The following is a 10,591-nucleotide window of genomic DNA, read 5'->3' as shown; positions in this document are numbered from 1 at the left end:
GGAGCGCTCGCCAGACTTAGTGCGTCGCGGCGGGCGCTTCGTCGGGCAGTTGCACCCACTTCATCACGCCGCCCGCAAACGGCGTCCAGAGGCCCGTCTTGACGCCCGCTTGCGCAAGGGTGTCGGCGGTCCACTGGTTGCAGGTGTTGCCGAGGTGGTAGCGGCCCGGCGCGTCGTAGAACACGTCCCAGTCCTCGTACCCGCGATAGCGGCGTCGACGGTCCGGGGCGACGACCTGGCGCTCGATCGCCTTCACAAGGCGCGCGTATTCTTCAGGGCGCATGTATACGCGGCGAGCCGTCTGGCTCGGCGCGGGGCGGACGTAGTGAGCGACGTGCAGAAGGCCGTCGCCTCCCGCCGCCGCGCGGATCGCAGTGAGCGGAGACAGATCCGACCATGTCGGCGTATCGAGAAACACCGCGCGCTCGCCCCAGCTGACCGAAACGTGCGTATAGGGGCGATCGGGCTGGCCCAGGTCGCTCGCCGGGAAATCGCCCCGCCAATCCTTTTGCGGTGTGACCAGCGGCATGACGATCGCGGTGTGGACCCCGTTGGTTTCAACCATGATCGGCACGCCCGTGGCGGGTTCGCTCCACCCGGAGTTGCGCGGGATCGAGCTGCCGATCCAGGCCGCGCCCATGAATAGCCCCACGGCAAGCGCCAGCCACGCCAGGGCCCGGCCCGCGACCGTCAGCGCGCGGTTCGGCGCCGCAGCCACAGAATCGACCAGTCGCCGTTGACGAGCCGCGCCGCGAGCCGGAAACCCGCCTTGCGATATGCGCGGCGAACATCCCGCTCCTGCGTCTCGAGGAGCCCCGCAAGGAGGAGGCTGCCGCCCGGAGCGACGGCAGTCGAGAACTCCGGCGCGAGACCGACCAGCGGACCTGCCAGGATGTTGGCGATCAGCAGGTCGTAGGGGCCACGCGCCTGCAGCAGGGGATCGTCCATTCCGTCGGCAATGGCCATGACCAGCGCGCCGCGCCCTGCACCCAGTTTCACCCCATTGGTGCTGGCGTTGGCCTCGACCACGCCTGTGCAGACCGGATCGATGTCGCTCGCGGTCGCCAGCGCGCGCGGCCAGAGCGCCAATGCGGCGAAGGCCAGCAGGCCGGTTCCCGTGCCGATATCGGCGAGATTCCGGACCACGGTTCCGCGTTCCTTCATCGCGGCGAGCATCGTCAGGCACCCTTCCGTCGTCGCGTGGTGTCCGGTACCGAACGCCTGGCTGGCCGGTATGACGAAGTCGATCGCACCGGTCAGTGGGGCATGTTCGGGCGTGCGTACGAAGAACGGGCCGGCGACGATCGGTTCAAGGCCCCGCTGGCTCTCGGTCAGCCAGTCGGCGTCCGGCAATTTCTCGGCCGAGAACTTCGGGGCCTCGCCGGCAAACAGCGAGGCGATCAAGCGCCGGTCCGCGTGGGTCGGCTTGCGGTTGAAATAGGCGTCCAGCCGCCAGTCGTTCGGCCTGTCGTCCGCCAGTTCGAAACCCGTGATGGTGACGTCCGCGGGCCAGTCAATCGCATCCTCCTGGGCGAGAAGGGCTGCCTGGATAGTAGGCTTGTCGCCAAACGCGCTCAGCGTCCACGTCTCACCGGACATAGCTCGCCCCGTTGGCGTCGAGGGTGGCGCCGGTCATGCTGGGCGGCGCGTCGAGCGCGCAGAAGGCGATCATCGTGGCGATCTCGTCCGGGGTGGCGACCCGGCCCAGCGGAATGTCGGCGAGAAGGCCGGGCCCGCCGCGGCTCGCCAGATAGTCTCCGGCCATGTCTGTATCGGTGAACCCGGGAGCGATCGCGTAGCTCAGGATGCCGCCGGCCGCGTACTGCCGCGCGATGGTCTTGTGCAGCGCCAGCATTCCGCCCTTCGCGGCCGCGTAGTGCCAGTGCGCGGGCGAATCGCCGCGGTGGCCGGCACGGCTCGCGACGTGGACGATCCGTCCGCCCCGGCTCGCCTCCTGCCAGTGCCGGACTGCGAACCGGCTCAGCTGCGCGGCGGCGGTGAGGTTGATCCGCAGGGTATCCTCCCATCCGTCGAGCCAGGCGATGTCCGACCCGTCGAGCGGGTTCGGGGAAAACAGGCCGGCATTGTTCACGAGGACATCGATGGTGCCGCCTGCACGGTCGAGCGCTTCCTCCCACAGGGCCTGCGGCGCCTGCGGATCGGTGAAGTCGGCGGCGAGAAGGTCGCCGGCGGGGCCGGTCGCCTGCCCGATCACCCGGCAGCCGCGCGCTTCGAGCATCTTTCGTGCGGCGGCGCCGATCCCGCGGGAAGCGCCGGTGAGGAGGATGGTCGTCATCGGTTCCCTTTCGTGCATGATCGGTTGCGTGTCGAGCGCTTGCACGGACGGTTCAACCCGTTAAGGGAAGGGCGCACTCGAAAAACGGGATACCTCGATGGCCGACCGCCCTCTCTCGCCGCACCTGCAGATCTGGAAATGGGGACCGCACATGCTGGTCTCGATCCTCCACCGGGCGACCGGGGACGGGATGGCGCTCGTGGGCCTCGGTATCCTCGTCTGGTGGCTCGGCGCGCTTGCCGGAGGAGAAGAAGGCTACGGCGACTTTCAGGCGCTGGCGGGTTCGCCCGTCGGCCTGGTCGTGCTGGTGGGTCTGTCGTGGGCGTTCTTCACGCACCTGTCGAGCGGCATCCGGCACTTCGTGCTCGACATCGGTGCGGGCTACGAGCTCACGGTCAACAAGACCTGGTCGATCCTGTCGCCGCTCATCGGCCTGGCACTCACCGTGGGCTTCTGGGCCCTCATCCTCACCAAGTAAGGCGGTGCGCAATGGGTAACGGAACTTCGATCGGCAAGGTGCGCGGGCTGGGCTCGGCGCACCATGGCTCGCACCACTGGCTGCTCCAGCGGTTCACCGCCATCGGGAACATCGTGCTCGGGCTGTTCCTCGCGGTCAGCCTCGCGCTGCTCCCGTCCTACGATTTCGCGACGGTGAGGGACTGGCTGTCGCAGCCGCTGCCCGCCGCGGCGCTCGCGATCTGGATCGTCAACGTGTTCTGGCACGCGCGGCTTGGGCTGCAGGTGCTGGTCGAGGATTACGTCCACACGCCGGGCAACAAGTTCGCCGCGATCGCCGCGCTCAACATCCTGGCGGTCGCTGGCGCGGGCTTCGGTCTGTTCTCGATCGTCCGCATCGCTCTCGGAGGAGCCGCCTGATGGCCTCGCAGCCCAACGATACCGGCGCGGCGCGCCAGCCGGCCTACACGATCATCGATCATACTTACGACGTCGTCGTGGTCGGCGCGGGCGGATCGGGCCTGCGCGCCACGATGGGCGCGGCCGAGGTGGGGCTGCGGACTGCCAACATCACCAAGGTGTTCCCGACCCGCAGCCACACGGTCGCGGCGCAAGGCGGCATCGCCGCGAGCCTGGGCAACAATACGCCCGACCACTGGACCTGGCACATGTACGACACCGTCAAGGGGTCCGACTGGCTCGGCGACCAGGACGCGATCGAGTACATGGTGCGCGAAGCGCCGCAGGCGGTCTACGAGCTCGAGCACGCCGGCGTGCCGTTCAGTCGCAACCCGGACGGCACGATCTACCAGCGCCCGTTCGGCGGACACATGCAGAACATGGGCGAAGGCCCGCCGGTCCAGCGCACGGCCGCGGCGGCCGACCGCACCGGCCACGCGATGCTCCACGCGCTCTACCAGCAGAGCCTGAAGTACGACGCCGACTTCTTCATCGAATACTTCGCGATCGACCTGATCATGAAGGACGGCGCCTGCGTCGGCGTGGTCGCGCTGTGCCTCGACGACGGGTCGATCCACCGCTTCCGCGCGAAGGCGGTGGTGCTGGCGACCGGCGGCTACGGCCGCTGCTACTTCACGGCGACGAGCGCGCATACTTGCACCGGCGACGGCGGCGGCATGGTGCTGCGCGCGGGTCTCCCGCTGCAGGACATGGAGTTCGTCCAGTTCCATCCCACGGGCATCTACGGCGCGGGCGTCCTCATCACCGAGGGCGCGCGGGGCGAGGGCGGGTACCTAACCAACTCGGAAGGCGAGCGGTTCATGGAACGCTATGCCCCGAGCGCAAAGGATCTCGCCAGCCGCGACGTCGTCTCGCGCTCGATGGCGCTCGAGATTCGCGAGGGGCGGGGCGTGGGGCCGGACAAGGACCACATCTACCTTCACCTCGACCACATCGATCCCAGGATCCTTGCCGAGCGGCTGCCCGGCATCACCGAGAGCGGCAAGATCTTCGCCGGCGTCGACCTTACGCGCCAGCCGCTGCCGGTCGTGCCGACCGTGCATTACAACATGGGCGGCATACCGACGAACTACCACGGTGAGGTGATGACCGTTGCGGGTGGCGACCCCGAAACCGTAGTCCCGGGCCTGTTCGCGGTGGGCGAGGCGGCGTGCGTCTCGGTCCATGGGGCGAACCGCCTGGGCTCGAACTCGCTCATCGACCTCGTCGTATTCGGCCGCGCGACCGGTCACCGGCTCAAGGAGCTGATCAAGCCGGGCACCAGCCATGACGAACTGCCCAAGGATGCGGGCGAACTCGCGCTCACCCGTCTTGACCACTTCCGCAATGCGAAGGGCGGCTCTCCGACGGCGGCGATCCGGAAGGAAATGCAGCAGACGATGAGCAAGCACGCCGCGGTCTTCCGCACGTCGGACCTGCTCAAGGAAGGCGTGACCGAGCTCGCCAAGACCTATGAGCGGATGCAGGACGTGTCCGTGGCCGACCGCTCGCTGATCTGGAACAGCGATCTCGTTGAAACGCTCGAGCTCGATAACCTCATCGCACAGGCGACGGTCACGATGGCGAGTGCGGAGAACCGCAAGGAAAGCCGCGGCGCCCACGCGCACGAGGACTATCCCGAGCGCGACGATGCCAACTGGATGAAGCACACCGTCGCCTGGTTCGACGGGTGGGGCGGCACCGGCGGCGGCGTGAAGATCGACTACCGGCCGGTCCACAAATACACCCTCACCGACGACATCGCGTACATCAAGCCGAAGAAGCGGGTGTATTGATCCAGGATCGCGCCGATCGCGGCCCCGACAGCCGTCAGGCCGAATTGCCCGTCCGCTCGCCCGCGCTCCGCTGAAAGAGGCGCGCGGCCAGTAGCCACAGCAGGACGAAGAAGGCGTCGATGACGATCGTCGGGGTGCCGTTCGCCGCGTGCAGGATTGAGAATATCGCCTGTGCGCTCGCGGCGGCGACCATCGTCCGCGCCAGTCCGCGCGGATTGCCTAGCGCCCCAACGGCGCCCGCGGCCGCGATCGCCACGACCGCGAAATAGGTCCAGTTGGCCGGATTACCCTCGTCGCCGATGATCCCGACCGCGGCATTTATCCAGGCCTGCAAGAAGGCGCAGCCGACAGCCACGACAGCACCGATCCGGAACGCCAGGTTTGCGCTCGCCCGTGCGCCCAATTCGATGATGCCCCCGGACAGCCCCAACGCGATTCCGGCGATCAGGAAGTCGGCCGCGCTCCAGTCCACTTCATCGGAAAACTGCATTGCGATGGCAGGGAGGGCGAGGAGCCCGGCGGCGAAAAGCCAGCCGGCGATGCGCAAGGTGCGCTCGGTCCTCGGGGTCATGTCGGTCGGGGAAATGCTCATGTCAGACGCTCCGTTGCAAGCTCTCGGAAACCGTCGCAGACGCGCTCGTGAGCGTCATGAGGGGAGCGTGAGCAGCCGGTGAAATCGGCCGTTCAGCGGGTGCCGCCCAGTCGGCGGCCGACGAGCACCGCGGCAACCGCGCACCCGCAGAACAACGCGCCTTCCCCCGTCGTGGCGACCGTCGACGCGATGGGTCCGAGGCCGCTCTCGCCGAAAAGCGCACCGTCGATCCGCAAGTTGGTGTTCGGGAAGCGCGCTGCCAGTTCGGCAAGGCTGCCCGCCATCAGGCGCCCGCCCGCCACCGCGATGCCTGCGCCGACCGCACCGCCGAGAAGAAAACCGGGAACGAGCCGCCTGGCGGCGGAGCCCCGGTGTGCACGCACGGCGAGGACCAGGGCCACGCCAGTCGCAGCGCCGAGCACAAGACCCTCGAGCGCGCCGGTTATCGCGCCGGGAGACCGACCGAACAACAGGAAGAAAAGGTCGTTACCGATCATGCGGCCCAGCGCCCCGATCACCAGGCCGCCCAAGGCGCCCCCGATCACGGTCCAGTGAGCCGCTTCGTGAGCCAACCGTGCCGCGAGAGCGGCGCCCCCGCACACGGCGAGACCGGCGGCGAGGCCGAGCAGGAGGTTCATGCTGATGAGCACGAGCAGCGTCGATGCCGTCCCGATCCCCGGGGCGACCAGACCCAGTGCGAGATAGCCCAGGCCCGCGACCATCCCGGCCAGTCCTCCCCCTATCGCCCCGGACACGGCATCGCGGGCGACGGCGGCGATGTCCCCGCTGAGAGGCGTGTCCGGATTATCGGACCGGTCGCGATCGACGGGGGCGATCATGCGGTAACCGTGTCGCGGAACCGTTTCGATGTACCTGGGTGCGGTGGCATCGTCCTCCAACGCGCGGCGAAGCGAGCGAATGCACTGCGTCAGTGCCTCGTCAGTCACCGGCACGCCGCGCCACACTTCGTCCATGAAGCGGTCCTTCGTGACGAGGCGGCCGCTTTCCCCCGCGAGCAGAATCAGCGCATCGAGGTATCGCGCACTCACCTCCACCGGGGCTCCGTCGCGCGTGAGGCGGCGATCGGCCGGGTCGAGGCGGAACGGTCCGAAGCTGTAAGTGCCCGTGGTCGTCATCATCGCCGAAATACGAGAAATTGCCGCCGATGCCACCATTTGCCGCGCCGGCCGTTGTGGAGCCATGGCGACGATCGGTGAACATGAGACCGCGGTGGCGCAGGATGAGCTTGCGGACAGCGCGCAGACGCTCGTCGACAGCGCCGCCAATCAGGAGGACAGCGCGGACCGCCGCACGCGCCTGTCCGCGGACCGCACCATGCTCGCCGCCGAGCGCACCTATGCCGCATGGATGCGAACCGGCCTCGCCAGCCTTGCCGCCGGGGTAGGTGCGCGCAAGTTGCTTGCGGGGCTGGTGCCCGACTGGCTCGGCCTGTCCACCGCGCTGGTGCTGATCGTCTTCGCCGAGTTCTGCTTCGGGGCCGGGATCTGGCGCGAGATTGCGGGCAAGTCGCTGCGTCCCGATCCCGACACCGACCGGTTGCCGACCTGGCTTCCGGTCCTGTTCAACGCCTTCATGCTCGTCGTCGGCGCGGCGGTGCTGGTCGGCGTCGCTGCGAGCTAGCGCCGCCGCAGCATGGTGCGATCGAGTTCGGCGACCGACCTGACGCCCATCAGTCGCATTCCCCGCTCGATCTCTTCCTTCAGGATCATCACCGCGCGTTCGACCCCCGCTTCGCCGGCAGCGGCAAGCGCGTAGAGGTAGAGACGCCCGCCCGAAGCGGCCTTTGCTCCGGTGGCAAGCGCCTTGAGCACATGGGTGCCGCGCCGCACGCCGCCGTCGCAAATCACCTCGATCCGGTCACCGACCGCGTCGACGATCTCGGCGAGCTGGTCGAACGGCGCCCGGCTGCCGTCGAGCTGCCGGCCGCCGTGATTGGAAACCATGATCGCGTCGCAGCCGATGTCGGCCGCACGGCGGGCGTCCGCCACGCTCATCACGCCCTTGAGGCAGAACGTGCCGCCCCAGTCGTTACGGAGCTTTTCGACCGCGGCCCAATCCATGTCGGGATCGAGCATTTCGTTGAAGTAATCCTGGATCGAAATCGCGCTGCTACTGCCCTCGGAAACGTGAGTCTCGAGGTTCGGCAGGCTGAACCGCTCGCGGAAAAGGTAGTTGAGCGCCCAGGCGGGTTTCGTGGCGTATGACAGGAAGCTTGCGGGCGTGAACCGCGGAGGGGTGGTGAAGCCCGATCGCTTGCACCGCTCGCGATTGCCCGAAACGATCGTGTCGACGGTCAGCGCGATCGCGTCGAACCTCGCCGCGCGGGCACGCTCGACAAGTGCCGCGTTGAGGCCGCGGTCCTTGTGGTAGTAGTATTGCAGCATCTTCGGCCCGGCATAGTTGGCACCGATCTCCTCGATGCTGACGCTCGAAAGGCTGGAGATGCCGAACCACAGGTTGTGCCGCTCGGCCACTCGGGCCACGGCGCGTTCGCCTTGCCAGTGGAACAGGCGCTGGAGCGCGGTAGGGCTGAGTACGAGGGGCAGGTCTGTGGTGCGGCCCATGATCGTCGTGCTGGTGTCGATCCGGGCCACCCCTGCGAGGACGTTGGGCACCAGGTCCGCATCGTCGTAGGCCGCGGTGTTCCTTGCGCGGGTCTTCTCGTCGTCGCCGCCGCCGTCGATGTAGTGAAACACGGGAAAGGGCAGTCGCCGGTACGCGAGTTTGCGGAAGTCCATCACGTTATGACAGTCGCGCAACTGCCGGACGGCGTGGGGCACGGGATAGGGCTCTTCCATGCCGCCGTTCTAATCGCCGGGGATACGACTGAACAGCCATTCATCTGCGCTTCATGTTTACACGCGTAGTCGCAATGACTACAGGCGTGATCGCACTTTTGGGAGAGTGGCCGTGACCGACCAGAGCGAAGTCGCGAGCGAACGGATCAGCGAGGCCGAGCACGCGGTCATGGAAGCCTTGTGGGACAAGAGCCCACTGACAGCCGCCGAGGTCTGCGATCGGGTGTGCGAAACGCGCGTTTGGTCGATGCCGACCGTCAAGACGCTGCTCGGCCGCCTCGTCGCCAAGAAGGCGGTCGCGACCGAACCGGACGGACGCCGCTTTCTCTATTCTCCACTTGTCGAACGCACCGAATATCTCGGTCGCGAATCCCGACGCCTGGTCGATAGACTGTTCGGCGGTCGCGCCGCGCCGCTTATCGCGCATCTCGCCGAGAGCGAGGCGTTGAGCGCGGATGATCTTGCCGAGATCGAGGAATTGCTGAGGGAGCTGCGTCGATGACCTGGTTGCTGGAGACGCTTGCCTGGACCGGCGTGCTTATCGCGATCGTACTGGTCGTCAGGCGGCCGGTGGCGCGGCATTTCGGTGCGCGGAGCGCGTATGCGCTGTGGCTCCTGCCGTTCCTTCGGCTCCTGATGCCGCCTTTCGTGCTGCCGGCACCGCAACTGCCCCCGGCGGCAATTCCCGCGGGCGACTTCCCGATGGTAGCGGGCCCGGCCGCCGCGAGCGAGACGGCCTTGCCCGTCGAAACCGCGATTGCCGGTTCACCCCACTGGGTGCCAACGCTGGAGCTTGCGCTTATCTCGGTGTGGTTGTCGGGTGCATTGCTCTACATCGTTCTGCGCCTCGCCGCATATCGCCGGCTTCGCGCCCAGCTTCTGGCCGATGCAATCGTGGTCGGGGAAGCTGGAGCGGTGCGTCTCGTCGAGACTTCGGCCACGCGGTCTCCGCTCGCGTTCGGGGTATTCGACAAGATCGTCGCGCTTCCGGCGGGCTTCATGGCGCTCCCAGACCGTGCGTCGCGCGATCTGGCGCTCGCGCACGAGCTTTCGCACCATCGGGCGCACGATCTCGCGGTCAACTTCGCCGCACTGCCGCTGTTTGCGCTTCACTGGTTCAATCCCCTTTCGTGGCTGGGATGGCGCGCGATGCGCCGTGACCAGGAAGCCGCGTGCGATGCGCGCGTGATGGAGGGGCGCGACCGGCGCGAAAGGACCCGATACGCTGCGCTGATCGCTAGCGCCGCCGCCGATCCGGGGCCGCGGGTCGCGCTGGCAGCACCGATGGCGTGCCCTGTGCTCGGCGACAAATCGATCATCCATCGTCTGAGGAGCCTGACCGTGAACGAACTTTCCCTCCGCCGCCGTCGCATGGGCGGGTTTCTTGTCGGCCTGGCGGCGCTGGGCCTGCCGCTGACCGCTTCGGTTACCTATGCCAGTGCAGGGGCCGGCGAGGATAATGGCCCGTCCCTCGCGCCGCCTGCGCCGCCCGCGGCCCCGTCGGCCCCCGCAGTGCCTTCGGCCCCGTCAGCACCGCTGGCCCCGTCAGCACCGCTGGCGCCGGCGACACCGATCGCCGGCGGCGACTCCGCCCAGGAAGGTCGCCGTGTCGTGGTCATCCGGACGAAGGACGACAAGGAAGGAGACGTCGAGCATCGGTCGATCATCCTTCGAGGCCCCGACGGTAAGGTGATAGGGGCCGATTCACCCGAGTTCGCGGCGCGCATGAAGGAACTTGAAAGACATCTCGCCGAACTCGACGGCGAGATCGAACGATCGGTGAAGGTGGACGAAAAGCGCATCAAGGAAATAGAAATCCGCGCGCATGCAGCGGGCGAGCGGGCTGCTGAGGCAGGTTCGAGAATGGCGCGCGACATGGCGCGTATAGAGATGTCCTGCGATGATAACGACAAGGCAATCGAGGGGCGGACCGACGATGGCCGGAAAGTCATCCGCGTTTGCCGGAAGATCGTCTCCGCCAACGCGCTCAGCGGTCTCAAGTCCGCACGGGAAGCGATCGCGAGCGACGCGCGCATGAACGCGGAAACCCGGCGCAGGGTCATCGAGGATCTCGATCGGGAAATCGAACGCCTCGAAAGGAACCCGAACGGCTGAACGCCTAGGGCCGAGGGTTGAGTCTGCACGCCTAATCGTGCGGAGAAGACGCTGCCGC

The 10,591-nt window shown here is 67.6% G+C and carries 12 protein-coding genes; 6 read left to right on the top strand and 6 right to left on the bottom strand.

What is annotated here, in order from left to right; genetic code table 11:
• Nucleotides 1–16: 16 nt before the first annotated feature.
• Genes N0B51_RS04420 through N0B51_RS04410 form a run of 3 tightly spaced genes read right to left on the bottom strand, consistent with a single transcriptional unit; the run spans nt 17 to nt 2,296 of the window.
• Nucleotides 17–718, bottom strand: a complete 702-nt coding sequence (locus N0B51_RS04420) for a DUF2459 domain-containing protein (RefSeq protein ID WP_259961023.1) — start codon at nt 716–718, stop codon at nt 17–19.
• Nucleotides 691–1,599 carry a 50S ribosomal protein L11 methyltransferase gene (locus N0B51_RS04415; RefSeq protein ID WP_259961022.1) on the bottom strand — a complete coding sequence of 303 codons (909 nt, stop codon included), beginning with the start codon at nt 1,597–1,599 and terminating at the stop codon, nt 691–693. Before N0B51_RS04415 ends, N0B51_RS04420 begins: the two co-directional genes overlap by 28 nt.
• Nucleotides 1,589–2,296 carry an SDR family NAD(P)-dependent oxidoreductase gene (locus N0B51_RS04410; protein ID WP_259961021.1) on the bottom strand — a complete coding sequence of 236 codons (708 nt, stop codon included), beginning with the start codon at nt 2,294–2,296 and terminating at the stop codon, nt 1,589–1,591. The genes N0B51_RS04415 and N0B51_RS04410 overlap by 11 nt, the downstream gene beginning before the upstream one ends.
• Nucleotides 2,297–2,393: 97 nt before the next feature.
• Between N0B51_RS04410 and sdhC the strand changes: the two genes are divergently transcribed.
• The 3 genes from sdhC to sdhA are packed head-to-tail and all read left to right on the top strand — an operon-like array spanning nt 2,394 to nt 5,007.
• Complete coding sequence (sdhC, locus tag N0B51_RS04405; protein ID WP_259961020.1) at nt 2,394–2,774, top strand: succinate dehydrogenase, cytochrome b556 subunit; 381 nt, start codon at nt 2,394–2,396, stop codon at nt 2,772–2,774.
• 11 nt (nt 2,775–2,785) lie between these two features.
• Nucleotides 2,786–3,172, top strand: a complete 387-nt coding sequence (gene sdhD, locus N0B51_RS04400; protein ID WP_259961019.1) for a succinate dehydrogenase, hydrophobic membrane anchor protein — start codon at nt 2,786–2,788, stop codon at nt 3,170–3,172.
• On the top strand, nt 3,172–5,007 hold the full coding sequence (gene sdhA, locus N0B51_RS04395; RefSeq protein WP_259961018.1) for a succinate dehydrogenase flavoprotein subunit: 1,836 nt from the start codon (nt 3,172–3,174) through the stop codon (nt 5,005–5,007). The genes sdhD and sdhA overlap by 1 nt, the downstream gene beginning before the upstream one ends.
• A gap of 34 nt (nt 5,008–5,041) precedes the next feature.
• Here sdhA and N0B51_RS04390 read toward each other — a convergent pair whose 3' ends face one another.
• Nucleotides 5,042–5,599: a hypothetical protein gene (locus N0B51_RS04390; RefSeq protein ID WP_259961017.1), complete on the bottom strand. Its 558-nt coding sequence runs from the start codon at nt 5,597–5,599 to the stop codon at nt 5,042–5,044.
• A 92-nt stretch (nt 5,600–5,691) separates the two neighbouring features.
• Complete coding sequence (locus N0B51_RS04385; RefSeq protein ID WP_259961016.1) at nt 5,692–6,738, bottom strand: winged helix-turn-helix domain-containing protein; 1,047 nt, start codon at nt 6,736–6,738, stop codon at nt 5,692–5,694.
• A 61-nt stretch (nt 6,739–6,799) separates the two neighbouring features.
• Here N0B51_RS04385 and N0B51_RS04380 point away from each other — a divergent pair, with 61 nt between their 5' ends.
• Complete coding sequence (locus N0B51_RS04380; protein ID WP_259961015.1) at nt 6,800–7,240, top strand: YidH family protein; 441 nt, start codon at nt 6,800–6,802, stop codon at nt 7,238–7,240.
• On the opposite strand, the gene N0B51_RS04375 is transcribed toward N0B51_RS04380, so the two are convergent.
• Nucleotides 7,237–8,418: an alpha-hydroxy acid oxidase gene (locus N0B51_RS04375; RefSeq protein WP_259961014.1), complete on the bottom strand. Its 1,182-nt coding sequence runs from the start codon at nt 8,416–8,418 to the stop codon at nt 7,237–7,239. The two genes, N0B51_RS04380 and N0B51_RS04375, sit on opposite strands and share 4 nt — an antisense overlap.
• 112 nt (nt 8,419–8,530) lie before the next feature.
• On the opposite strand from N0B51_RS04375, the gene N0B51_RS04370 reads away from it, so the two are divergent.
• Together N0B51_RS04370 and N0B51_RS04365 are read left to right on the top strand one after the other, a co-directional pair.
• Complete coding sequence (locus N0B51_RS04370; RefSeq protein WP_259961013.1) at nt 8,531–8,920, top strand: BlaI/MecI/CopY family transcriptional regulator; 390 nt, start codon at nt 8,531–8,533, stop codon at nt 8,918–8,920.
• Entirely contained in the window at nt 8,917–10,533 is a 1,617-nt protein-coding gene (locus N0B51_RS04365) for a M56 family metallopeptidase (protein ID WP_259961012.1), read from the top strand. Before N0B51_RS04370 ends, N0B51_RS04365 begins: the two co-directional genes overlap by 4 nt.
• The last annotated feature ends 58 nt before the right edge of the window (nt 10,534–10,591 follow it).

The organism is Tsuneonella litorea, assembly GCF_025154015.1.
Classification (GTDB): Bacteria; Pseudomonadota; Alphaproteobacteria; order Sphingomonadales; family Sphingomonadaceae; genus Tsuneonella; species Tsuneonella litorea.
This window is presented reverse-complemented; position numbering and strand designations above follow the sequence as displayed.